The organism is Pseudofrankia saprophytica (genome assembly GCF_000235425.2).
GTDB lineage: Bacteria > Actinomycetota > Actinomycetes > Frankiales > Frankiaceae > Pseudofrankia > Pseudofrankia saprophytica.
Genome location: NZ_KI912266.1, coordinates 3,943,202 through 3,966,739, shown reverse-complemented (window position 1 = coordinate 3,966,739; position 23,538 = coordinate 3,943,202). Strand labels below are relative to the sequence as shown.

The 23,538-nt window shown below is 70.8% G+C and carries 22 protein-coding genes; 12 read left to right on the top strand and 10 right to left on the bottom strand.

The genetic code is table 11. From position 1 onward, the window contains the following. Positions 1–104: 104 nt before the first annotated feature. From FRCN3DRAFT_RS0216520 to FRCN3DRAFT_RS0216510, 3 genes are read right to left on the bottom strand one after another with little or no spacing between them, the layout of a single operon-like run. A complete protein-coding gene (locus FRCN3DRAFT_RS0216520) occupies positions 105–2,609 on the bottom strand; it encodes an ABC transporter permease (RefSeq protein WP_007517617.1) in 2,505 nt (834 codons plus the stop codon). After that, positions 2,606–3,334, bottom strand: a complete 729-nt coding sequence (locus tag FRCN3DRAFT_RS0216515) for an ABC transporter ATP-binding protein (protein WP_007517619.1) — start codon at positions 3,332–3,334, stop codon at positions 2,606–2,608. The genes FRCN3DRAFT_RS0216520 and FRCN3DRAFT_RS0216515 overlap by 4 nt, the downstream gene beginning before the upstream one ends. Continuing rightward, positions 3,331–3,945 carry a PadR family transcriptional regulator gene (locus FRCN3DRAFT_RS0216510; RefSeq protein WP_007517621.1) on the bottom strand — a complete coding sequence of 205 codons (615 nt, stop codon included), beginning with the start codon at positions 3,943–3,945 and terminating at the stop codon, positions 3,331–3,333. Before FRCN3DRAFT_RS0216510 ends, FRCN3DRAFT_RS0216515 begins: the two co-directional genes overlap by 4 nt. 332 nt (positions 3,946–4,277) lie before the next feature. Here FRCN3DRAFT_RS0216510 and FRCN3DRAFT_RS0216505 point away from each other — a divergent pair, with 332 nt between their 5' ends. Beyond that, the gene (locus FRCN3DRAFT_RS0216505) at positions 4,278–5,501 is read left to right on the top strand and encodes a lipase family protein (RefSeq protein ID WP_198535986.1); all 1,224 of its coding nucleotides are present in this window, start codon (positions 4,278–4,280) and stop codon (positions 5,499–5,501) included. A 202-nt stretch (positions 5,502–5,703) separates the two neighbouring features. Here the strand turns inward: FRCN3DRAFT_RS0216505 and FRCN3DRAFT_RS0216500 are convergent, their stop codons facing one another. Both FRCN3DRAFT_RS0216500 and FRCN3DRAFT_RS0216495 read right to left on the bottom strand, forming a co-directional pair. Then, positions 5,704–6,030 carry a VOC family protein gene (locus FRCN3DRAFT_RS0216500; RefSeq protein ID WP_007517624.1) on the bottom strand — a complete coding sequence of 109 codons (327 nt, stop codon included), beginning with the start codon at positions 6,028–6,030 and terminating at the stop codon, positions 5,704–5,706. A 100-nt stretch (positions 6,031–6,130) separates the two neighbouring features. Continuing rightward, the gene (locus FRCN3DRAFT_RS0216495) at positions 6,131–6,970 is read right to left on the bottom strand and encodes a MerR family transcriptional regulator (RefSeq protein ID WP_007517625.1); all 840 of its coding nucleotides are present in this window, start codon (positions 6,968–6,970) and stop codon (positions 6,131–6,133) included. Positions 6,971–7,336: 366 nt separating this feature from the next. On the opposite strand from FRCN3DRAFT_RS0216495, the gene FRCN3DRAFT_RS0216490 reads away from it, so the two are divergent. Further along, positions 7,337–7,852, top strand: a complete 516-nt coding sequence (locus FRCN3DRAFT_RS0216490) for an AMIN-like domain-containing (lipo)protein (protein WP_007517627.1) — start codon at positions 7,337–7,339, stop codon at positions 7,850–7,852. Between the two features lie 105 nt (positions 7,853–7,957). Beyond that, positions 7,958–8,095 carry a hypothetical protein gene (locus tag FRCN3DRAFT_RS53110; RefSeq protein WP_007517629.1) on the top strand — a complete coding sequence of 46 codons (138 nt, stop codon included), beginning with the start codon at positions 7,958–7,960 and terminating at the stop codon, positions 8,093–8,095. 44 nt (positions 8,096–8,139) lie between these two features. Here FRCN3DRAFT_RS53110 and FRCN3DRAFT_RS0216480 read toward each other — a convergent pair whose 3' ends face one another. Continuing rightward, positions 8,140–8,592, bottom strand: coding sequence for a MarR family winged helix-turn-helix transcriptional regulator (locus FRCN3DRAFT_RS0216480; protein WP_007517631.1), 453 nt, complete (start codon positions 8,590–8,592; stop codon positions 8,140–8,142). 117 nt (positions 8,593–8,709) lie between these two features. Here FRCN3DRAFT_RS0216480 and FRCN3DRAFT_RS0216475 point away from each other — a divergent pair, with 117 nt between their 5' ends. Next, on the top strand, positions 8,710–9,639 hold the full coding sequence (locus FRCN3DRAFT_RS0216475) for an alpha/beta hydrolase (protein ID WP_007517632.1): 930 nt from the start codon (positions 8,710–8,712) through the stop codon (positions 9,637–9,639). A gap of 48 nt (positions 9,640–9,687) precedes the next feature. On the opposite strand, the gene FRCN3DRAFT_RS0216470 is transcribed toward FRCN3DRAFT_RS0216475, so the two are convergent. Beyond that, positions 9,688–10,518 (bottom strand): SAM-dependent methyltransferase, encoded by an 831-nt coding sequence (locus FRCN3DRAFT_RS0216470; RefSeq protein WP_007517634.1) that lies wholly within the window; start codon positions 10,516–10,518, stop codon positions 9,688–9,690. 468 nt (positions 10,519–10,986) lie between these two features. On the opposite strand from FRCN3DRAFT_RS0216470, the gene FRCN3DRAFT_RS0216465 reads away from it, so the two are divergent. From FRCN3DRAFT_RS0216465 to FRCN3DRAFT_RS0216455, 3 genes are all read left to right on the top strand, one after another. Beyond that, positions 10,987–11,454, top strand: a complete 468-nt coding sequence (locus FRCN3DRAFT_RS0216465; protein ID WP_007517636.1) for a hypothetical protein — start codon at positions 10,987–10,989, stop codon at positions 11,452–11,454. Positions 11,455–11,664: 210 nt separating this feature from the next. After that, complete coding sequence (locus FRCN3DRAFT_RS0216460; RefSeq protein ID WP_007517638.1) at positions 11,665–12,276, top strand: dihydrofolate reductase family protein; 612 nt, start codon at positions 11,665–11,667, stop codon at positions 12,274–12,276. A 17-nt stretch (positions 12,277–12,293) separates the two neighbouring features. Further along, positions 12,294–12,968, top strand: a complete 675-nt coding sequence (locus FRCN3DRAFT_RS0216455) for an ATP-binding protein (protein WP_007517640.1) — start codon at positions 12,294–12,296, stop codon at positions 12,966–12,968. Between the two features lie 259 nt (positions 12,969–13,227). Here FRCN3DRAFT_RS0216455 and FRCN3DRAFT_RS0216450 read toward each other — a convergent pair whose 3' ends face one another. Next, positions 13,228–13,791, bottom strand: coding sequence for a GNAT family N-acetyltransferase (locus FRCN3DRAFT_RS0216450; RefSeq protein WP_027140655.1), 564 nt, complete (start codon positions 13,789–13,791; stop codon positions 13,228–13,230). A gap of 135 nt (positions 13,792–13,926) precedes the next feature. Here FRCN3DRAFT_RS0216450 and FRCN3DRAFT_RS0216445 point away from each other — a divergent pair, with 135 nt between their 5' ends. After that, positions 13,927–14,757, top strand: a complete 831-nt coding sequence (locus FRCN3DRAFT_RS0216445; protein WP_007517643.1) for an alpha/beta fold hydrolase — start codon at positions 13,927–13,929, stop codon at positions 14,755–14,757. Between the two features lie 221 nt (positions 14,758–14,978). On the opposite strand, the gene FRCN3DRAFT_RS0216440 is transcribed toward FRCN3DRAFT_RS0216445, so the two are convergent. Continuing rightward, on the bottom strand, positions 14,979–15,422 hold the full coding sequence (locus tag FRCN3DRAFT_RS0216440; protein WP_007517645.1) for a group II truncated hemoglobin: 444 nt from the start codon (positions 15,420–15,422) through the stop codon (positions 14,979–14,981). Between the two features lie 220 nt (positions 15,423–15,642). Between FRCN3DRAFT_RS0216440 and FRCN3DRAFT_RS0216435 the strand changes: the two genes are divergently transcribed. Further along, positions 15,643–16,083, top strand: coding sequence for a hypothetical protein (locus FRCN3DRAFT_RS0216435; protein WP_007517646.1), 441 nt, complete (start codon positions 15,643–15,645; stop codon positions 16,081–16,083). A gap of 151 nt (positions 16,084–16,234) precedes the next feature. On the opposite strand, the gene FRCN3DRAFT_RS0216430 is transcribed toward FRCN3DRAFT_RS0216435, so the two are convergent. Then, on the bottom strand, positions 16,235–16,945 hold the full coding sequence (locus FRCN3DRAFT_RS0216430; RefSeq protein ID WP_007517648.1) for an alpha/beta hydrolase: 711 nt from the start codon (positions 16,943–16,945) through the stop codon (positions 16,235–16,237). A 248-nt stretch (positions 16,946–17,193) separates the two neighbouring features. On the opposite strand from FRCN3DRAFT_RS0216430, the gene FRCN3DRAFT_RS49545 reads away from it, so the two are divergent. The 3 genes from FRCN3DRAFT_RS49545 (at position 17,194) to FRCN3DRAFT_RS0216415 (ending at position 23,483) form a co-directional block, all read left to right on the top strand. Continuing rightward, the gene (locus tag FRCN3DRAFT_RS49545; RefSeq protein WP_198535985.1) at positions 17,194–18,084 is read left to right on the top strand and encodes a response regulator transcription factor; all 891 of its coding nucleotides are present in this window, start codon (positions 17,194–17,196) and stop codon (positions 18,082–18,084) included. Between the two features lie 482 nt (positions 18,085–18,566). Beyond that, on the top strand, positions 18,567–22,586 hold the full coding sequence (locus FRCN3DRAFT_RS0216420; protein ID WP_007517651.1) for a CHAT domain-containing protein: 4,020 nt from the start codon (positions 18,567–18,569) through the stop codon (positions 22,584–22,586). A 441-nt stretch (positions 22,587–23,027) separates the two neighbouring features. Further along, entirely contained in the window at positions 23,028–23,483 is a 456-nt protein-coding gene (locus tag FRCN3DRAFT_RS0216415) for a hypothetical protein (protein WP_027140654.1), read from the top strand. Positions 23,484–23,538 lie beyond the last annotated feature (55 nt).

Genomic DNA, 23,538 nt, shown 5'->3' with positions numbered 1-23,538 from the left:
CAGGGACCGCTGAAATCGGGCCAACCAGCGTGACCAGCACGGGCGTTCAGCCGACGGAGTTCGGGCCGGCTGAACGCCCGGCCCGCTGTCCTGCCCAGGCGCTGTCAGTCCCCGCGGCGGCGCGCGATGTTCGCCGGCTCCCTCCCAGCGATGAGCCAGCCGCCGACCGCGGCGGCCAGCGGCACTCCGACGAGGAACAGCAGCGGGTAGATCGCCGGTATGCGGCCGAACACCCCGAGGTCGTGCCGGTACACCGCCAGCAGGCCGAGCCCCGCGCCGGCCGTTCCCAGCAGCACCCCGAGCAGGGCGAGGCCGGCCGCCGTCGCCGCCGTGATGGTGCGCCGGACCCGGGCGGTCGCGCCCGTCGCCGTCAGGGTCCGCAGGTCGGCGGCACCCTCGCCCCGGATCAGGCCGACGGCCATCGCCAGCACGGCGAGCGCGACGAGCAGCCCACCGGCCGTGGCGCCGGCCCGGACCGTCCCGACGGATCCCTGCCCGTCGCGGGCCTCGACGGTCAGCCCGGCCTCGGCGGCGAGGCTGCGGGCCGCGGCCAGCTGCGCCGTGGTGATCGGCTGCGCGGACTCGACCAGCCATCCGGCGCGCACGGGCGTGAGCCCCCAGCGACGCACCGTGCCGGCGGTGAACAGCGTGTCCGGCAGGGAGGAGTAGCCGCTGCCCCGGATCCGGGTGGTGGACGGCTCCACCTCGGTACGGTCGGCGCTGAACCGGCGCAGAGAACCGTCGCGGCTGGTGACCACCTCGGTGGACGCGGGGATCCCGGCCGGGTCGGCGCCGAGCAGCCGCAGCAGCTCCGGCGTGGCGACATAGACCGACACGGCCTCGTACATGTGCCCGTGCATCGGGAGCTCGAGCTCCTGGGCGTGCCGGGCGGGCTCTCCGCCCTCGGGCTCGACCTCGGTTGGCGCGGCCGGGTCGTACGCCATGTCCAGCGGGAGCACGGTCGGGCCGGGCAGCCCGGTCGTCATCCGGTCGACCGCCGCCGACAGGTCGCGCAGCTGTGACTCCGTCCGGATGGGGATGACCTGGGCCGGGACGCCGGGCTGGGCCATGCGGACGATCAGCTGACGATCGCTCAGGTTCCCGCTCGTCGGGGTCGCCTGGATGTCCGTCGCGACGACGACGACGGCCACGGGGACGCCGAGCGCCAGGCTGATCGCGGCGAGGGCCGCCCCGGCCCGCGCCTGGTGGCGGGCCAGGTCGCGCAGCGCCAGCCGCACCGCGATTGGGGCGCGGGCGCCGAGCCGCCCGAGCAGCATGATCGCGAACGGCCCCGCGAACGGGATCGCCAGCGCGGTGGCCAGCGTGCCCCCGACCGTCAGCGCCGGGCTGTCCTTCTCCCCCGCGGCGAGGCAGCCGAGCCCGACGGCGAGCAGGACCACGGCGAGCGCCGCCGGCCGCCGGCTGGACCGCGGCACGGGCGGGCGACCCGCGAGCGCGAGAGTGACCGGGAGCCTGGACACCGTCCGGGCCGGCCACCACGCCGCCACGGCCGACATCCCCACCGCCAGTGCCACGACGGCGCCGACCAGGAGCCACGGGATGTTGAGCCGGTCCACCCGGTGCCCGCTGGCCGACGTCAGCCAGCCCGTCGCCGCCGGCCAGAGGGCGAGTCCGACGACGGTGCCGCCGACAGCCCCGGCCAGGCCGACCAACAGACCGGTGGCGATCATCATCAGTCGGATGTGGCGGCCCGTGGCGCCGACGGCGGCGAGCATGCCAAGCTGGCGCAGCCGACGGTGGGCCAGGGCGGCGAACCCGGCGGCGGCCACGAACGCGACCAGGAGCAGCAGGATCGTCGCCCCGGCCAGGATGAGCGTGACGATCACGACACGTTGGCGGTCCGGCCCATGGCCCATGCGCTGCGAGAGCGTCTTCAGGCTCTGGTCGTCGGTGTGGCGCACGTCGGCCCCGACGAACACCGACACCGACTTCGGCGGCGGGCCCGTCGAAGGCGCCACCAGGACGAAGTCGTCCTTCAGGTCGCTGGGGTTCTCGACGATGCCGACGATGGCCCGCGGGTGCCCGTCCAGCCCGACGCTGCCGCCGAGACGCAGGTCGAGCAGTTCGGCCATCCCCGTGGTCACAGCGGCCTCGCCGGGCCCGGACGGGTAACGGCCACGGACGAGGCCGAGGATCCCGGCGGTGTACGTCCCGTGCGGCGACTGCGCGCGATAGTCGACCGGGAGCGCGAGGCCCGGGGCCGGCCGTGGAGTGTGACCGACGACGTCGATCACCTCGAACCGGGCGCGCAGGGTCGCGAGGTCCGCGGCGAGCGCCTGGGTGTTGTCCCGCGGGCTCAGCATGTAGATGGTGTCGGCCCGGCCCATGACCGGGTCGGACGGCGGCGGGGCGTTGTACAGGGCGGTGCCGCCGACCACAGCGACCGTCACGACCAGCAGGAGCAGGAGCGTCACCAGCACCTGGGAGCGCCACTCGCGGCGCAGCATCCGCCACGCCCACCGCACCATCGCCCGCCGGGCCGGCAGCCCGCCCTCGGCCGGGCCGCGTCGGTCCTGGCCATCCGGGGCCGGCCCGGGACCGGGAGCGGGTGTCGGAGCGGGCGGGCGCGGTGGCGCCTGCACGCTCATCGGGGCGCGTCCGCGGCGAGCAGCGACTCCGGGCCGGCCGCCGGGCCGGACTCGTCCACCATCATGCCGTCGCGAACGAACACGACCCGGTCAGCCCAGGCCGCGAGCTGGGCGTCATGGGTGGCCATCACCGTGGCGGCCCCGGCCTTGCACGCCCCGCGCAGCAGCCGCATGACCACCTCGCCGGTCTGGGTGTCCAGCGCGCCGCTTGGCTCGTCGGCCAGCAGCAACCGGCGCTCGCCGACGAGCGCGCGGGCGATCGCGACCCGCTGGCGCTGCCCGCCGGACAGCTCGTCGGGAAAGCTGCGCGCCCGGTCGGCGAGGCCCACGTCGTCCAGGGCGCGGCGCGCGGCCGCGGCCGCCTTCCTGGCCCGCGTCCCGTCCAGTTCCAGCGGTAGCGCGATGTTCTCGGCCGCGGTCAGGCCGGGAAGCAGGTTGTAGTCCTGGAAGACGTAGCCGATGTACCGGCGGCGCATCCGGGCCCGGTCGCCCGCCGACATGCCGGCGAACGAGGTGCCCTCGACCAGGACTTCTCCGCTGGTCGGCTGCTCCAGGCTGCCCGCGATCGTGAGCAGGGTGGACTTGCCCGAGCCGCTCGGCCCCATCACGGCGACCATCTCGCCGGCCCGGACGGTCAGGTCGACGTCGGTCAGCGCGTGCACCTCGGTCGCACCCGAGCCGTATACCTTCGTCACGCCGCGCAGTTCGAGGATGGTGGTCGTCATCGGGCCGCCCTCGCGCCCGAGCCGCGCCGTGCCGGCGCCCCCGCCGCGGCGGTGGGGCCCTCGGCCGTCGAAGGGACCGCCGGGAAAACGGCCACCGGCGCATGGTGACGCAGGCGCGCGTCCGCGGCGTCCAGCCACCGCACGAACGCCTCCAGCCGGAAGATCTCGGCGTCCGCGACCAGGAGCAGGCCGAGGTCGTCCTCGGTGGCGTCCTGCTTCAGCCGGGTGAACCTGCTCATCGTCTCGACCAGGTGGCGCCGGTGCGCCTGGATGATCTGGGCGACGTCGACGCCAGGCAGCCGTGCCGCCACCAGGATCTTGATGACCAGCTCGTCCCGGGGCGGAGCCTCTGCCGCCGGCGGTGTCCGCAGCCAGGCGGCCAGTTCCTCGCCCCCCTCCGGCGTGATCCGGTAGGCCCGCTGCGGCCCCGGGTCCTCGCTGTCGTCGGAGGCGACCAGTCCGTCCCGTTCCAGCCGGGCGACGGTCGTGTAAACCTGGCCGACGTTGAGCGGCCAGACCTCACCGGTGCGCGCCTCGAACTCCTGGCGCAGCTGGAGCCCGTACTTCGGCCCCTCGCTCAGCAGGGCCAGCAGGGCATGTCGCACGCTCATGGGCACCCATCCTTTCGAGGTATACCCAGTAGCATACCCGGTATACAGGCGCTGCCCGCAACCCCCGGAACCCGGACCGGCGCCTTGACCGATGAGCCCGGGGCGGCCAACAGGCACCGCGGTCGCTCACGCGCGAGCCAGCCGGCCGACACCGGGTAGCCGACACCGAGGACGTGGCCCGGTCGACGTCCGGCGTATCGCGCAACGGCCCGCGAGACTGGGGCCGACAAGCTGGGCCGCGGAAAACGAGGACAGAGCTCGAGGGCCGAAAAATGCTGATTAGTAACGCCCAGGTTCTGGGTTACGACGATATTCGACCTTATAAGCGCGACGTGAAGAGCAAGAATTTCCCGGTGTATCGAGGTCTGGAACGACGCCTGGCCGGGCTCGCGCGTGACGACCAGCCGGATGACGTGGTCCGCCACGTTCTGGCGGTCTGTTCCGGGTACGCGTACGGGGAGGTCGAGTCCACCCAGCGCGACCCTGACGAGCCGCGGGGTATCAACGCACTGTCCGCCATGCTGGTGCGGATGGGCCTGCCCCGCAACAGGTGCCGCATCATCACCGAGCGAAACGACGCCATGCTCATACGCTCGACGGTTTTCGTCGTGCAGAGCGAGAACCGAGACGTCGTCATTCTCGTATACCGCGGCACCGACCCGTCCAGCCTGATGAACTGGCTTACGGACATGGAGATCCACTCGCGCGAGCCAAGCCTGGTCGATCTCGGCGGTCGCAGCGCCTACCCCGTGCACGCCGGCTTCTACCGGAATCTGCGGTCGACCAGGTCCGAGGTCCTGCGGACCCTTCAGTTCGCGATGGCGAGGCGGCCCCTGGAGGACGCCGGCAAGCCTTCACCCGCGCCCGCGCGGCTCGCCGACCGCGAAAGACCGGCGCTCTACGTCACGGGCCACAGCCTCGGTGGAGCCATGGCAGCGATCATGGGCCTGATGCTCATGACCGACCCCGCGTACCAGGACGAGCTCGGTACGGCGCTGCGGGCCGTCTACACCTTCGGTCAGCCCATGGTCGGCCCGGCCGGGATCGACGAGGGCTACGCGACCGTGCCGCGGGCGTACCGGGCGCCGGTGTTTCGCTACATCTACCGGCAGGACCCGGTGCCCCGGGTACCGGCCGCCGACCTCGGCCCCTTCACCCACTTCGGCGCCGAGTACCGCTACGACGGGCAGTGGACGGCGAGCACTCGGCCGATCCGCCAGATGCCCAGCATTCTTGGCTTCGGTGGGGCCTTCCTCGCGTTTCCCCTGGAGCAGATCCCGATCTTCAGCGGGCTGTTGCCCTACACGATCTCCGATCACTTCCCGCAGAACTACATCGAGGCCTGCGCCAACCACCGCAGCGAGTACGGCGACGACCGGACGGAGAAGATCTCCGATCTTCCGCGGTGCCGTGTTCCTCTGCCTGTTCCACTGCCGTCGATTCCACTGCCGTCGATGCGGCACCTCCCGCTACCGAAGGCCTGGCCGGTCACGGCCCGGCTCCCGGTCTCCGCCCTCGGTTCACTGCGGCTCCTGCGCGACCTCACCCAGCGGTGAAGCGCCCGCGCGGCGTGCGACGCGCGTCGCACGCCGCGCCATCGATGCGGACGCGTCGCCTCGTGGTCAGCCACGCGGTCGACTACACGCCGCGCGGGATGGCGGGGAACGTTCGCCGACAGGCACGGGCTGCCCCAGGAGCTGGTCCATACGATCATGCGCTGGGAGCGTGTCCCGGAGGGGAAGGTCAGCAGCCGGCGGTTCAGAGGCCGGCGATGTCGAACAGGTTGCCTTCCGGGTCGGCCAGGGTCGTCCAGCCATCGTGGTCGGCGACCCGCTTCGCGCCGAGGCCGACCGCCCGGTCGACCTCGGCCGCGGCGTCCGCGGACGCCAGGTCGACGTGCAGCACGTTCTTGCCGGGGTTCCTGTCCGGGACGAGCGCGAAGGAGAACGGCGGCGTGCTCGTGACGGTCGCCCAGTCGGCGGTGGCGCCGTCGGCGATCGGCGCGCCGAGCAGGTCGGACCAGAACCGCGCGAGCGCGAGCGTGTCGGTGCTGTCGACGACCACGTTGGCAATGGCGAGAGACATCGGAGGTCCCTTTCGGTCGGGTTGGTCGAGTCGGTCAGATCGGGTCGGTCGGATGGGTCGGTCGGATCGGATGGGTCGGTCGGATCGGATGGGTCGGTTCTCAGGCGGCGGCCTGGACGGGCCAGTAGACGTCGGTACGAGCGGCGGACGGGTCGTCGCCGCCCGGCCCGACGCGGTAGACCTCACGGATCGCGTCCGAGAGGCCGGCCGCGTGGCGGACGACATGGCTGCCGAGCGCGCCGTACGTGCGGTCGAAGTCGTCGAACCCGCCGATGTGCTCGGCGACGGCGAACCGTCCGCCGGCCAGTTCGACGCCCTCGACGCCCGCGGCGGCATCCCGCGGGCGAGGCGAGGCGCCGGGCGGGACCGGCACGAACGCCACGACCTCGCCGCGCTCGTCCTCGAAGTACTCGTGGGACCAGGTCGCCCCGTGCGGCCCGGCCGCGCGCACGTCGACGTGGGCGAGCGCGGAGTCCAGCAGCAGCCGTGCGTCCGCGTACCAGTCACCCGCGTCGGCCGCCGCTACGGTCGCCCGTACGGCGAAGACCGGCTGCGCCGCCACGTCCAGGAACGTCACGGCCAGCGGCGCGGCCGGTACGGGTGAGAGCAGCTCGCGCAGCGAGGCAACGACGCCCCGCGTTCTGGCGAGCTCCGCCTCCATCCGCTCCAGGTGGGACCGGATGGTCGCGTCGCGCGCCCCGTCGTCGGGCGCCCGCAGGACCGCGCGCACCTCCGGCACCGGCATGTCCAGGTCCCGCAGCCGGCGGATCAGATGCGCCCGCGAGACCTGGTCCAGCGAGTAGCGCCGATAGCCGGTCGACGGGTCGATCGAGGCCGGCTCCAGCAGGCCGACGTCGTGGTAGTGCCGCAGCGTCTTGACGCTCAGGTAGGTGAGGCGGGAGAACTCACCGATCGACACGACGGGGTCCGGTTCGAACATGGGTTGAGCTTCGACCCTCCGGCAACGGGAGAGTCAATACCGTCCGGGCTGCGATCCTCGAGGGCGGGCGTCGGGCCCGGTGGCGGCCCTTCGGTGTCGGCCGGCCGCACCCGCCCCGCTGGTCGCCACCACCGGCGGTGGACGGCCATGGGGACGACTGGCGGCGGGCTCCGGGGTCGCGCATGCTGGGCGCGGCGAACGGAGGTGGGCCACCCATACCGACGTCAATCACGCGACACGCTCATTCCGGCTTCTGGTCAGCGGGCCGGCGGATGCTCTCCGCCGCCTCGCCCGGTTTCCACCACGGCTTTCTCGCGACGGCCCGGGCAGGAACATCCGGACCTGAAAGGAAATTGGTGGCGAATCATGAAGAGGTCGTGCACGGCAGCGAGTGCGCTGTTCTTTCTCACTCTGGGCCTGGCCGTCCTGACGGTTCCGGCGCGAGCCGGCGGACCGCCAGCGACGCCCGTCGTGCCAGTACTGACGAGCATCCATACCGTCCACGCGGCCAGCGCCCACGCGGACCTGATCCGGTTCGGTTTCCAACCGGCCGCTCCCATGGACGTCACGGCCCGGTATGTGCCGCGGTCCGCGCTGATCCAGGACGGCTCTGGCCTTCCCGTCGCCGTGCGAGGCCAGTCGTTCGTCCAGGTGGTGCTCCGGGGTGCCGCGGCCCACGACGAGCGCGGCGGGCCGACGGCCCCGCGTGACCTGTTCCCCGTCCCGGCGACCACCAACGTCGTCCAGGTCCGCCTCGGAGGCGACTTCGAGGGCGTGGTCACCTACTTCATCGGGCTGCGTGAACCCGCGCCCGCGCCGCCCGTACACCCGGCCGTCGACCGTATGGAAGGCTGCGTGACCGTGTCGATTCCGACCAGGTAGATCCGCCGCCGGCCGCCTGCATGATCGTCCCGGCCGCCGGGTTCACGCGCTGGAACGGGCCTCCCCGAGGGGAGGCCCGTTCTTCGCAGCGTCGATGACCAGGCCGTGTGGCTCGACGACCACACCGTCGCCTACGCCCTCGCCGGCGGCTACGGCGCCGACCTGTGGACCGTCCCAGCCGACGGCACCGGCACCCCGGCCCGCCTGACGGCGGCCGCCCTCGCGCCGGCGGTCATCGGCTGAGAAGGAGAACACGCATCCCGGGCCTGACCGGCCCGAGGGCTGGTTCAGGCTTCACCGGCGCGCTGATGCCGTTCCAGGCTGAAGCGCAGCGCGGCGAGAGAGATCGCGGTCTGCTGGAGAGCCGGCCCGGTGACGACGCCGACGACACGGGCCGCCACTTCCTCCTCGAAGGTCGGACGGGCCTGGGCCAGCAGCCCTGATCCCGCCGGGGTCAGCGAGAGCAGCGACGAGCGACGGTCGTCCGGGTTGGCGGCGCGGCGGCACCAGCCCGCGGCCTCCAGGCGGTCGACGGCCTTGCTCGCGGCGCCCACGGTGATGGCGGTCTCCTGAACGAGGTCGAGGACCCGGCAGGTGTCGCGCTCGCTGATGATCTGCATCAGCTGGTACTGCCCGGCGGTGAGTCCGTGCGCCGCCCGGAGCCGCGCGTCGACCGCGTTGTAGAGCCGGGTCTCCACCCGCACGAGATCGATGAACAACTGCGTGACCTCGGTCGCCATCCACCCACTCACTGGATTCCCTGGAATCTAGTTCCCAGGAATCCGGTTGCGAGCATGCGATGGATTCCCGGGAATCCATCGTCCCACGGGGGTCGTCAGCGTGGATGGAGGTCCGACATGAGCCAGCAACAGCGCGACGCGGTGGATGCCCTGCTGCGGAACGCACCCTACGACCAGACCGCCTCCATCGAGCAGCAGCGCGACGCGTTCGAGCAGCGACAGGCCCAGCCGCCGCCCGGCGACGTCACCGCCCGCGACTCGACCCTCGGCGGACGCCCCGCGCTCGTGCTCGACGTCGCCGGCGCCGACAGCCGCGACGGCCGGGCGGGAGCCGACGGGGGCACGGTGCTGCTCTACCTGCACGGTGGCGGGTATGCCATCGGATCGGCCCGAACCGGTGCGCGGCTCGCGGTGCTGCTCGCACGCCGAGCCGGAACGAAGGCGGTGTCCCTCGACTACCGCCTCGCGCCAGAGCACCCGTTCCCGGCCGCCGTGGACGACGCCCTGGCCGCCTACCGCGAACTGCTCGACTCCGGAATCGGTCCCGACCGCGTCGCCGTGGCGGGCGACTCGGCCGGGGGCGGCCTCGCCGTCGCCGCGCTGGTGGCGGTCAGGGACGCCGGGCTCCCCCAGCCAGCGGCCGCCGTCGTCCTCTCGCCGTGGACCGACCTCACCCTCGCCGGCGCGAGCCTGCGGACCAAGCAGGGCATCGACCCGCTTTTCACCCGCGAGCGTCTCGGAACCCTCGCCGACTGGTACCTCGCCGGCCACGACCCCTCGGACCCGCTGGCCAGCCCGGTGCTCGCCGACCTCTCCGGGCTCCCACCCCTGCTCGCGCAGGTCGGGTCACACGAGATCCTGCTCGACGACGCCGTGCGCCTCGCCGGTCAGGCGGGTGCTCATGACGTAGACGTCACGCTGGAGGTCTGGCCGGGCGTTCCCCACGTGTTCCAGAACTTCACCGGGGCGCTGGACGAGGCCGACGAGGCCCTCGACCGCGCCGGCCGTTTCCTGTCACGGCACCTGGCGACGTCGCCGGTCTCCTGACCCGCCACCCCCGGCTTCAGCCGCCTGGACACAGACATACGCCAACAGCTACGGCTTGCGAGCGATCCCGCCGGCCATCAGGCGCTGCCCCACCGTCAACGGGTGGTTCACCGGCTCGTCGGGCCGCCATTCGGGCAGGTAGACCACACCCGGGTCCAGTAGTTCCAGCCCCTGGAAGTAACCGGTGATCTCTTCCAGGGTGCGGAACCGACCGGTGCCCAGATCTCGCAGCATGGCGTCCTCGAGCGCCAGAGCATCCGGGCTGGACGCGCAGAAGTGGGTCAGGAAGAGGTAGCTCCCTGACGGCACGGCGTCCAGGTAGGTGGCCACGATCCCGTCCGGGTCCTCGTCGTCACCGAGATGGTGGATGACCCCGATGAGGAGCACACCCACCGGCTGGGACAGGTCGATGTGCTTGGCGATCTCGGGGCGGGCGAGGACGTCGGCCGGCTCGCGCAGATCGGCGGTGACGACGTCCGTGTTGTCGTTCTCGGCCAGCAGGGCACGCCCGTGCGCGAGCACGATCGGGTCGTTGTCGACGTACACGACCCGCGCGTCCGGCGCGTGGCGCTGAGCCACCTGGTGCGTGTTCTCGACGGTCGGCAGCCCCGAGCCGAGGTCGACGAACTGGCGGATCCCGGCCTCCCTGGCCAGGAAGGTGACGCCCCGACGGAGGATGGCCCGGTTGTACCGGCCCACGTCGCCGATCTCCGGCACGATCCGCAGCGCCTCCGCGGCGATGGCCCGGTCGACCTCGAAGTTGTCCTTGCCGCCGATGACCGCGTCATACACCCGGGCGATGCTCGGCCGGGTCACGTCGATCTCGGCTGGCTCCGGCTGCGCGGTGGCGGCGCCGAGTTCCTGCTGCTGGTCGGACATCCACGTCCTTCCTCGTCGAGTCCCGGCCAAGCGGCCCATATCATGATCAAACACCCGTAGTGAACTGATCAGCACAATTCCTACACCATCGACACTTCACTCCGACACGGGCCCACCCCGTTGGGCGACCGCCGGAGCCGCGCACGCGCCTGCATCCGGGGCATGTCGGCGTGCCGGGGTTACAGCCAGTCATCGAGCGTCCGAAGCCCGCCAGCGACCGCCGCAACGTCTCCGGATCGGCGACGGACACCCCTGACCTCGGTCGTCGCGCCGGCCATTCCTGTCACGGCACCTGACCGCCCTGTCGGCGGCCTGAGACCGCCGACGGAGGAAGCGCCGCAGGCCATGGCTCGCGAGCCATGGCCTGCGGCCGAATCCGGCGATTCCCTGCGTCCTCGGATCCGGGGCGAGACGATGGACGTGGAGCATCAGTGGGTTCGTGAGCCGTGCGGAGGGAGCAGATCACCGATGGACGTCGCGGGTTCCACGAGGGGCGCTCGGCGCGCCGAGCGCATGGCGCAGGCTCGCCGGCTGGCCGGCCAGGCCCGACAGGACCGGACCGTGCCCTGGTACCTCGCGTTCGTCTGCACCGCCGTCGGCGCTGGTGCGTCGTTCAACGCGTTCGGCAGCGCAGTCGGTTTCCTCTACGCCCTCGGACTGTCCGTCGCGTTCGCCGCCCTGTCGTGGGGGACGCTGCGACTGGTCCCGGCCGTGATGACGGACCTGAGCCAGGAAGGGCAGGGCCCGGCCAGGACGTGGCTCACGCTGCTGCGGGCACCAGTCACCGCCCGCGGCTTCCTCGTCCTGGCCGCCACCGTCCCGGTGGCTGTCGCGCTGGTGAAGACGGTCGGGTTCTTCTTCCTCGGCGGCGTAGTGCTGGTGCTTCTCTTCACAGGTCTGGCCCTGGCCGCCGCCTGGGCACTCAACCGCCCCTGACGACGTCACCGTAACCCTGGCGCGAAGGCGGCTGGCTTGTCGACCGACAGCACAGGGCAGTGGCAGCCCGCACTCAGGAGCCCGGCTCACCGTTCCGATGCGGAACCGTGGTCCCCGTACCCGGTTCACCACACTTCTCGTCAACCGATGAGTTGAGGGCTCGCGCCCAGTCTGCCCCTCCGTCGGTACTCCAAGCGGAAGAGAACAGACATGGGCATCGCGATCATGAGTGCGGCGGTCTCCCTGGACGGGTTCGTCGCCGACCTCGACGACGCAGTCGGACCGCTGTTCGACTGGTACGGCAACGGCGAGGTCACCTGGACCTTTCACGACGACGAGCGGGCGTTCCACACGACCCACGCGTCCGCCGAGTTCATGCTGACCCAGCACGCGAACGTGGCCGCCGCGGTGATCGGGCGGCGGCTGTTCGACCTCACCAACGGCTGGCACGGACGCCCGGCGGCCGGCGAGCATGTCTTCGTGGTCACCCACAAGGCACCGACTGCCTGGGACTACGCCGACGAGGCGCCGTTCACGTTCGTCGACGACGTCAGGGCCGCGATCACACAGGCAAGGGAGTACGCAGGTGATCGTGACGTCACGGTCACCGCTGGGAACGTCGGCGGCCAGGCACTGCGGCTCGGGCTTATCGACCGCGTAGTGATGAGCGTAGTGCCAGTGGTGTTCGGCTCCGGCCGGCCGTTCTTCGGCGTAGGTGGGCCCGGTGACCCCGTCCTGCTCGCGGACGCCGCGCAGATCATCCAGGGCAGCCGTGTCACCCACGTCGTGTACGACATACCCCGCGCGCGCATCGGCACGTAGCTCGGAGGCGGCGGCCGGTGGTGGTGGTGGTGGACACGAGGTTGCCCGGACGCCCGATCTTTTCGAAATCCTGCTTGGCTATGCTTCCCGCCGTGGCGACCCTGATCTGGATCAACGGTCCGAACGCCGTCGGGAAGACCCAGGTCGCCTACAACCTCCACCGCAGACTGCCCGGAAGCTTCGTCAGCGACCCCGAACACCTCGGCTTCGCGATGCGCAAGATGCTGCCAAAGGCTCGGCGCATCGACTTCCGACAGATCCCCCTGTGGCCGCACGCGGTAGGCGAGATGCTCACTCTGGCCCTACAAGGCGGCGAGGACCCCGTAATCGCACCCATGACCGTCCTCAATCCCGAACTGCTCGCCGAGCTGACGGCCGCGGTCACAGCCGCCGGACACCGCGTCCATTACGTCACCCTGCTCGCGACCCCCGCGACCATGACCAGGCGCATCCACCGCCGCGGCGAAACCTCCCGCAGCTACAGCGGCCGCCGACTCAGCCGTTCCCTCGACATCCTCCAGATGCCCGCGTTCGCCCGTCACGTCCACACGGACAAGCTGTCCATCTCCGCCGTCGCCGACGACATCGCCACACACGCGGGAATCGCCCTCGCGCCAGAGGCGACCAGACCGCTCATTCGCCAGGCCCGCCAACTCGCCGTCCAAATTCGCCACATCCGCTGGGACGCCTGACGTCGGCGGGGCCCGCCTTCCGGGGGTCAGACCAGCAGCGCCCGGGCGTGTACGAGAACAACCTCGCAGGCGTCCGGATCGCCGGCCTCGCCGCGAAGCAGTGGGACATCACCAAGGCCACGAACCCCTGCTCACCTTGCTCGCCCGGCATGACGTGGTCCCAGGGCTCGCGGCCTGACCGCTCACGGCGGGCCGCCACCAGACGTGACCCGCCCTACGCAAAGGCGCCGGGTAGCGGCCCCGGGTCGCGCACGTCCAACTAGGTGATCGTCTCCGTCTCGGGCTCGCGGAGACCGACCGCGTCGTGCCGCCAGAACAGTTCCGAGTAGACCAGTGTCCCCGTCATCCACGGCTGGTAGGCCGCAAGTGTGACGACCTGGAAGGCCGCGTCCGGAATGCGCAGCGACGGCTTGCGGAAGTCCAGGTCCCCGCCGGGCACGAAGCCGAAGCGACGGTAGTAGCCGGGGTCACCCTCGAGGAAGACGAGGGGCACCGAGGATTCGGCGAGGATGTCGAGTCCGCGGTGGATGAGGGCCGAGCCGATACCGCGTTTCTGGTGCTCGGGAACCACCGCCAGTGGGCTGAGGACCTGGACCTCGACCAGCCGCCGGGGCGCGTCGAGCAGGTTGCGTGTCCACATCGCGTGACCGACGACCTTGCCATCGTGCTCGGCGACGAGCGAAAGGCCGTCACCAGGCGTGATGGTGGCGCGAAGGTCGTCGACGAGGCCCGACACGACCTTTCCGTGCTCGCCGCCGAATGCCCGTGTGACGACGTTTCGCACGGACTCCCGATCACGGGCTGACTCACGGCGAAGATTCACGCGCCGGACGGTAAGGGCGCCTGGCGACGACGGCAACCCGTTTCTCGGTCGACGTGGATCGGGAACACGACCGCGCCTGGTCTGTGAGCGAGCGCGATCGGCACCGCTCCGGGATCACGGTTATAGGATCACGGCGTGGTCGAGCTGTCCGACGGCACGCTGTTGTGGACCGCGGTCAGCGGTAACGGCCCACCACTTGTGCTGTGCCATGGCGGCCCGGGACTGTGGGATTACCTCGCGCCCCTGGCCGCGCTGTTGGACGACGTGTTCACGGTGATCAGATTCGATCAGCGCGGCTGCGGACGGTCCACTGACGGCGGCGGCGGGCGGTTCACCGTCGAGCAGGCTGTGAACGACCTGGACCAGCTGCGGGCCGCGTTAGGAGTCGATCGCTGGGGCGTGGTCGGGCACTCCTGGGGCGCCGAGCTCGCCCTGCGCTACGCCGCGCATTTTCCCGGCCATGTCGCCGGCGTCGTCTACATCGCCGGAGTCGGCGCGGGCGACGGATTTCGTGACGGATACGTCGCCGAGCGGGAGCGCCGTCTGGGAGCGGACCTGCTTCGGTGGACAGAGCTTGGCAGTCGCCAACGTGACCCAGCCGAGGAGCGCGAGTGGTGCCTGCTGCAGTGGCGGCCTGACTTCTCGCCTGGTCCCGCCGCCCTCGACCACGCCGCCGCCCTGTGGGCTACCCGCCCCCCGGACGTCGAGGTGAACGCCGCGGCCCATCGGCAGCTCTGGGCGGATCGCGACACGGCGGATCTCCTCACCCTTGCCGCCGGCCTGCGTCGACCGGTCACCATGCTCCTCGGCTCTGACGACCCGCGCCCCTGGCAGGCGACCGACTCCCTTCTCGCGGCCCTGCCTGCCGCAAGCCGGATCGTGTTCGACGCCGCCGGGCATGCCCCCTGGGTCGAACAACCATCCGTGGTCCGCGACGCGATCCTCACGGCCTTCGCCACGGTGTAACCAGCTCGGCGTGAGCCAGGACGATCGGTACCAGCCTCGGGTTGCACATAGGGTGCTTCGGCGTAGATCCGTCGCCCGTCGGAACCATGGTCAGTACCTTGACTCGCGTGGAGTACGCCTCGGTATCTGCCTGGCTGCCCGCCATCCTGGCCGACCACGACCGGTACCACCGCCGCGCCGCACACGCGAGGCGGAGCCCGTGTCGGCGGACTCCACTTCGATCAGTCCTCCGGCCAGTTCCAGGTCGGTACCTCGCGGATGGGGTGCAGATCGGAGTCAGTGACGGCGTGAGAGTTCTGCTGAGCGACCTGGGCTCCGAACTCGACATGCTCGCGGAACGCCTGCCGGAACGGCGCGTCGTCTGGCATGCCGGCCTCGTCCAGCGCCTCGAGATACGCGGTGACGAACCTGTCCCGCTGCTCATCGGTGATCTTCAGACCGCGGTGCACGTCGATGAGATACTGGAAGCCAAGCTGCCTGGTGAAACGGTCAGGTCCGCCGAACGACTCGGCGGTGAACCACGTCAGGTGGTCGACGTGGGTCGCCACCCGCTCGGTGAACAGTGTCCGCAGCACCGGGTCAGCCAGTGCCTTCGCGTAGAACAGTTCCTCGAGTCGATGCAGGCCCTCGTCGCCGCCCGCGTGCTCGTACAACGACTTTGTCACAGGATGCCTCCGGGCCGTCGTTGCGGAGAAGAACCCCCCGTACCGACACCATAGAAAGCGTTCACCCGGCGTACCGCGCGGCGGCGCGGGCGCGCACGACCAAGATCGGTACCAGCCCTTGGTCGCGCACGCCCCCGGATTGCACACACAACGTGCCCGGCGCTGGCGCCCGACATGCACCTGTGATCAAGAAGTAGCCGTTGGCGGTAGCCTGCGGGGCATGGCCCTCACCATGATCACACTGTCGTCCGGCCGCCGGACCTATCTCAGCCAGGTCTGGATGACGGGAACGTACGACGGCCTGATCGAGGGCTACCCGTTCAGATACATCAATGACAGGATGGTCGCAAATCTGCCGCAGCAGGGTGCGCACCGCTTTCCCGGATCGCCTGTGCACGTCATTCCACCGATCAGAGAGTATCCGGAAGCACAGCCCGGGCGGCACCTACCCTTCGGACCCGAGGAACTGCTGCCCCGAGTGATCTGCGTCGGGATGTTCGAGTCCAGCGCCGTAGACACCGGTCCGGACGCGCCTCTGTACCGATCGCGGCTCGTTGTGGTGTGGATGCAGCCCACCGCGGTGCTCCCGTCGGATGAGACCGCTGGCCTCGATCTTCGCGATCTTCCATGGGACGAGATGGCGAAGGACGAGGAGATCTAGCCGGCAAGCATGGCCGGCACACCCCGGGCTACACATGCCCGATTTACCGCAAGGCGGTGGCGGGTGGGCAGCAGCGAGATCGAAGCGGACCCGCGCGCCGAGCCCGGTCCACCGAGCGTGGGGACCGCCGGTGGGCCGGGCTCGGCGATCGTCAGCTGGCGGCGGCGATGATCAGGTCGGCCGTCTCCACCGGGTGGCTGACCATGGCCACGTGGGAGCTGGCCACCTCGATTGTGTGCGCGCCGGCGCGCGCCGCCATCACCCGCTCGGCCTCCGGTGGGATCGTTGCGTCGTTCGCCGCCACGAGATACCAGCTCGGAATCGTGCGCCACCCTGGCGTCCCCGACGGCGTCGACAGGCACGACGCGGCGAAGCCGCGCTGGCTCGACGCCATGGCCGCCGCCTGCCCCGCGTCGACATCGGCGCAGAACAACTCGTGGAAGTACTCCGGATCGATATACGCGTCGGCGTCGCCCTCGGGAGCGCCCGGATAGGGCCGGAGCACCAGATGCTTGGCCAGGTCGGTGCTCCCGTCACCCAGCGCGAGCGCGGCACCCAGCGCCTCACCCTCCTCCGGCGCGAAGGCGGCAACGTAGACCAGGGCCTTGACGTTGGCGTTCCCCGTGCTGGCGTTGGTGATCACACTGCCACCGTAAGAATGCCCGACCAGCACGACCGGGCCGTCGATAGTGGAGACGAACGCGCGGATATACTCACCGTCACTGATCACACCGCGCAACGGGTTGGCCGGGGCGTAACAGGTGAAGCCGAGGGCCTGAAGCCTCGCGACCACATCACTCCAACCGGACGCATCGGCGAACGCCCCGTGGATCAAAACAATGGCGGGCTTGTCGGTAGGCATCGCGAAGAATCACTCCTCCATGACGGTCTGGACGCGAGAACAGCCCGGCAGTCGGGCCGATCAGGTTTCGTGGACGGCGAGTGGACCACGGCGGGCAGCGCCGGGACTCCGTCCGAAACCAGGCGTCGGCCGCGGACACCACGGACCCACCGGTCGTCCCCTTGCGAAGAGAATGCCGCGCGATCGCCGTGCCGGCTATACGAGGATTTGCGTAGATGAGACGCGCTCGGGCTGCCATGATGCAGATCGTGGGAGCACCGTCACACGCCGAACTGAACCGGCTGCTGGACTTGACAATCTCGCTGCTGGACAACCCGCATGAGTTCTGGCCGGCTGTCTGCGGAGAACTGGCGGCCGTGCTCCACGCTCGTCTCGCCGGCTGTTTCCAGGTCCGGTGGCCCAGCGGCGGCATCTGGTCGCAGGTGCTCGACGGAGGCGCCTGGACTGGGCGGATTCCCTGGACGCCGTCCGAGGTCGCCGTCCATCCGCTGGTGCGCAGCTTCGCTACCGGCGTCGACCTCGCACCGCGGACACTGGGCGAGGTCGCCGACGACGGCTGGCTGACCTCGGAGGAGCATGTGGTGGCGCGGGAGCGCTTCGAAGGCTCGTTCGCCCAGGTTCTGATCCCGCTGCGGCGAGCCGGCTCGGAGCTGCACTACGTCGGAGCCGCGCGCACCGGCCGCGAGTTCAATGACCGCGAACGAGCCTACCTGGACCGGCTGCAGCCGCTGCTCGTCGCCATCGAGCGCCACCTGCGCGAGACCGACCGCCTCCGACGCGGCCTCGCGCCCATCGGTGAGCCGCCGGCCCTACCGGGGCCGAGGGCCGCCGACGCGGGCCTCACCGACCGTGAGACCGTCGTCCTCGCGCTGCTTGCGGACGGATTGAGCCCGGTGGCGATCGCCCGCCGCCTGGGAATCTCGGCCCGCACCGTCGTCAAGCACCAGGAGAAGATCTACCGCAAGCTCGGCGTGCACGACCGCGTGAACGCCGTGCTCCTGGCGCAGCGCCTCGGCCTCGCGGGCGTCCGGTCCGCTTCGGCGGGGCCGGCCCCGCCGACCAGGGCCGAGCTGCCGCCGGCGGGCCTCGTGGCGCCAGACGTCGTCACGGACACAGGCGAGAAGCATCGCGTTCGTTGATCAAACCGTTGAGGGCGGCCCGGCGTGTGATCCGTTGACGAGGTCATCAGGCGACAGCGTCGACTGCGCGGCGAGTACCTGTAGATCGAGAAGCTGCCCCAGGGCAGTGCGGTCGGCCATGCCCCCTACGCCAGCACGATCGGTACCACCCCTTGGTTACACACGAGCGAAGTTCGACGGGTCTTGTACACGTCGACCCCATCACCGCGAAGATCTGTGGTTTGGGGCTTGGTTTGGCGTGAGTGGTCGCTGTGCTGGTGAGGCCGGGACCGTGGCGCGATTGCCTGAACTGCCTTGTGCGGGGTTTGCCAGGTGGGAGGCTGGTGCCGACGTCGAGGAACTGGCGGATGCCTGCCCTGGCTCAGAACCTTCGTGGTCAGATCTGCTGAGTGATCGGTGTGAGGCGTGAGCACGACGTCGAAAAAGCGCATGGAGTGGGCAGGACCGGGGCGGTTCAATACGGCGAGCACGAGGGCTCAGAGATGCGGGAACGTCTACTCGACGCGGTGCGGGCGCGTCTCGCCAGATTTGCGACCGATCATCATGCGTCCGTCGTGCTGGACGACGAGGCGTTGGCAGAGGTAGAGGCGCTGGTGGCGGCGGTTCATGATCCGGCGAGGGATCTGGATGTCTGCTACTCGGCGGGCATGGTGCACTGGTATCGCTATCTGCTGTTGCCCGTGGGCGAGGACCAGCACGATCTGGCCGTCGCGCTTCGGCTGTTGGAGTCCGTCCACCGGGCCCAGCCCGCGGCGATTCCGGTGGAGGCTCGGGCCTACTTCCATCAACTGCAGCGCGTCTCGCCGGCGATTCCCCACGACTGGGCCAACCAGTCCGTCGAGCTCCTCGAACGCGGTCTGCGTACCGGCGACGTCGTCGCCCTGAGCGCGGCCGCCGACCTCCTGCGCGGCGCGCTCACCGCGTTCCCGGAGGGCTCGTTCGACCGCGCCGCGCTGCTGTCGAACCTCGGGGTGGCTCTCAAGGCCCGGTTCGAGCGGTCTGGTGCCCTCGCCGACCTCGCGGATCTGGATGCCGCCATCGACGCGGGCCGGGCTGCCGTGGACGCCGCTGTCGCCGGTGGCCGCGACCACTCCGCGTACCTGGTGAACCTCGGCGGCGCGCTGCGGGTTCGGTTCGAGCGGACGGGAGTGCTGGCGGATCTGGACACGGCGGTGGAAGTGGGCCGGGCGGCCGTGGACGCCACCGGGCCCGACCACCCGAACTGGGGCGGGTATCTGTCCAACCTCGGAACGACCCTGCGGGTTCGGTTCGAGCGGACGGGAGTGCTGGCGGATCTGGACACGGCGGTGGAAGTGGGCCGGGCGGCCGTGGACGCCACCGCGCTCGACCACCCCGATCATGCTCGGTTTCTGGCAAATCTCGGGGGCACCCTGCACGCGCGGTTCGGGCGGACCGGGGCGTTGCCGGATCTGGACGCCGCGGTCGACGCGAGCCGGGCTGCCGTCGAGGTCACGACGGCTGACCACCCGGACTATGCCGGACGCCTGGCAAATCTCGGGGAAGCCCTGCGAATACGGTCCTCGTGGACGGGGGCGCTCGCAGACCTGGACGCCTCGGTGGAAGCCTGCCAGACGGCAGTCGCCGCCGCGGCACTCGACGATCCCGGCCGTGCCACTTACCTGGTCGGCCTCGGGATCGTTCTGCGGGACCGCTCCGAGCAGACTGGAGCGCTCGCGGATCTCAACACGGCAGTGGAGATGTGCAGGGAGGCGGTGGCGGCTTCGACGGCCCGCAATGCGTACCGCGGCGCCTACCTGTCCGCACTCGGGTCCGCCCTGCTGCTCCGGTTCCAGTCGACGGGAGCGCTCGCCGACCTGGACGCCGCAGTCGAGGCGGGCCGTGAAGCGGTGGCGGCGACCGCTCCCGGCGAGCCGGGCCTCGCCGGTCGCCTGTCGGACCTCGGGCTCGCGCTGCGCGCGAGATTCGAACGGACCGGAGCTCTCACGGATCTCGAAGCCTCGGTGGAGGTCGCGCGCGCGGCGGTGGCGGCGACCGCCGCGGACGAGCCCGGCCGCGCCGGAATGCTGTCGAATCTCGGGCTCGCGCTGCGGGTGCGGTTCGGGCGGACCGGGGAGCTCGCGGACCTGGATGCGGCGGTCGAGGCCGGCAAGGCGGCGGTGGAGATCGTCCCTGACCACCCAGATCGGGCTATCTATCTGACCAACCTCGGGCTCGCGCTGCGGGTGCGGTCCGAGCGGACCGGCCTGCTCGGGGATCTGGACGCGGCGGTGGAGATGTGCCGGGCAGCGGTGGCGGCCACAGGGGCCGGTCACCCGCGTCGTGCCGGGACACTGTCCAACCTCGGGCTCGCCCTGCGGATCCGGTTCGGGCGGACGGGAGAGCCCACGGATCTGGATGCCGCGGTAGAGGTGGGCCAGGCGGCGGCGGACGCCGCCGGCGATCGCCCCGACCGTGCCGGATACCTTTCGAACCTCGGAACGATTCTGCTGGTGCGCTTTGACCGCACCAGGGAGCTTGCCGACCTGCACGCGGCAGTAGAGGCGGCTCGGGAAGCGGTGGCGGCGAGCCCATTCGACCATCCCGACACGGCCATGTACCTGTCAAACCTGGGGATGGCCCTGTACACCAGGTTTGAACGGACCGCCGAACCGGCCGAGTTGAACGCCGCGGTGGACGCTTGCCGATCGGCGATCGAGGCCGCGGTCCCCGACCATCCCGAGCAGGCCATGTACCTGGCGAACCTCGCGACGTTCCTGCATGTCCGGTTTCAGCGAACGGGCGACCCCGCGGATCTGGAAGCCGCCATGAATGTCAGTGGACAGGCAACCGGGATGGAGGTCGCGTCGCCTCGTCAACGCGCTCGCGCCGCGAGGGTGTGGGGCAGCGCCGCTGCGGCCGGGGGTCGGTGGGAGGCGGCGGTGGAAGGTTTTACCGCGGCGCTCGGCCTGCAGGGTGAGGTGGTGGCGCGCGAGTTGCCACGGGCGGATCGGGAGGAACTGCTCGCGGAGGTGGGCGGGCTGAGCGCCGACGCGGCGGTGTGCGCGGTTCGGACGGGTGATCCAGACCGGGCACTGGAACTGTTCGAACAAGGGCGAGGGGTGTTGCTGGGGCAGGCACTGGACACCCGGGGCGACCTGAACGATCTCCAGGCACGGCACGCGGAGTTACATGACCGGTTCGTCGCACTGGCGGCTGAACTCGACCGGCCCGAGCCGGCCGAGTGGGGCGCACTGCCAGGGGCGGGTGAGAACGCCAGTCGCCCGAACGGCGTCGGAGGGCTGGTCCAGTACCGGCGGAGGCTCCGCGAGCAGTTCGATGAGGTGGTCGCCGAGATCCGGAACCGGTCGGGGTTCAACGGATTCCTGCGTCCGCAGTCGGCGGCGGAGCTGGCCAGGGCAGCGGCCGGCGGGTCGGTCGTGATGGTTGCCGTGTCCGAGTTCGGCTCGTACGCGCTGGTTCTCACCGAGGACGGGGCCGGTGAGCCTGTGGACCTTGGAGACCTGACGCCGCAGGCGGTCTTCGACGAGGTGCTCGCCTTCATGACCGCCGTGGAGACGCTGTCCTCGCAGCGGACGACCAAGGACGAGAAGGACCAGGCGCAGGACCGGCTGTCCACGACCCTGGGTTGGCTGTGGGATCGGCTCGCCAGTCCGGTTCTCCGTCAGATGGATCGGCACGGTCTCCTCGCGGCATCCCTCACGGAAGGCGCGCTGCCGCGGGTGTGGTGGTGCCTGTCGGGCATGCTGTCGTTCCTGCCGGTGCATGCCGCGGGGCGGCACGAGACCCGTATCGGGGCCCACCCATCGACCGTGATCGATCAGGTGGTGTCCTCCTACACTCCGACCCTGCGCGCTCTGGCGCACGCTCGCCGCCTCGCGAGCGTCGAGCACGCGGATGCCGACGGACGGCGGATGGTCGCGGTCGTCATGCCGCGCACGCCCGCCCCGCCTGGCAACCCAGGTGACGACGCCAGCCTCGACCTGCCTGGAGCCGAGGCGGAACTCGCCACGCTGCGTCGGTATCTGCCCGGCAGAGTCACGGCCCTGCTCGGGGAGCAGGCCCGGTGGAAGACCGTGCACGCCGCGCTTCCCGCCGGACGATGGGCGCACTTCGCCTGCCACGGCTCAAGCGATCTGGCCAACCCATCGACCAGTCGGCTGCTGCTGCACGACCACCGAGATCGTTCGTTCACCGTCGTCGATGTCGCGCGGCTGCGCCTCGACGCCGAGCTGGCCTACCTGTCCGCCTGCTCGACCGCCCGTCCCGGTGGGCGGCTGCCGGACGAGGCGATCCATCTGGCGTCCGCGTTCCAGCTCGCCGGCTACCGGCATGTCATCGCCACGTTGTGGCCGATCAACGACGGCGTCGCCGTCGGCCTCGCCGACGATGTCTACAAGGCGCTGACCGCGAGGATCCCCGTCGACCCGGCTACCGCCCTGCACGCCGCCACCAGGCGGCTGCGTGATCTCGCCAGCGCGCGGCCATCCCTGTGGGCCTCCCACATCCACACCGGCCCATGACCCCGCGGACGCGGGGAATCGCGACGGCGTGCTCCACGAGCACGTCCGCCCGCCATCGCGCGGTACCCGCCCTGCCTTCTTGATCGCAAGAATCGGCGACTCGGCACGACAGGCCGCCGCTACGAGAGGGCGCCGTCCTGCCCGTTCCGCCGGGATGCTGACCAGCAGGTTTACCCGATCGCCCTATACCGCTTTCGGCTTCTTCGGGGCTGTTTCGGGGACGGCTTCGTCAACGGGGGTCTGGCGGTGCGGTGGCCGGCGTACTGCGTCCGAGCCGTGCGGCGTGTGCAACGCGGTTGCGGACCAGGAGTCGGCCCCATTGCCAATTGATGCTGGCCTGGAGCCTGCGCCAGCGCGACCGGTACCAGCCCTGGGATGCGCATAGGGTGCGCCCGCATAAACCCGTCGCCCGTCGGAACCCTGGTCAGTACCTTGACTCGTGTGGAGTACGCCTCGGTATCTGCCTGGCTGCCCGCCATCCTGGCCGACTTCGCCGGCTCGCCCGTGGCGGGCTGGGATGTGCGGCTGATCGACTTCGACCCGGCGCGGCCCGGCGACGTCGTAGCGCTGATTCCGGACATCGATACCTGGGTCATCCCCACCAAGCCCTCCGCCCATCTGCTGCTGCTCAAGGTGGCCGACTTGATCGGGAAGAGCTTCGTCAACGTGAAGGGCCTCGACGACCTCGCGGACACCCCAGAGGGTGTAGCGATGGAGATCGCCTCGACGCTCCAGGACCACGTCATGGACAACCTCAACACCACCTGGCCCGAGGTGGCCGTCGACGGGCGGACGGTCGTTCTCGAGCCTCGGCTCGGCCCCGACGGGACGCCACGATGGGAGGGCCGCGGCGTCGAGCCCTGCCCGTTCGGCCAGCTCGCCTACCGTCTCACGTAGGGGCCCTGCCATTTCTACCGAGAACTGACCGGTCCGCTCGGCTCGGACTGGGGAG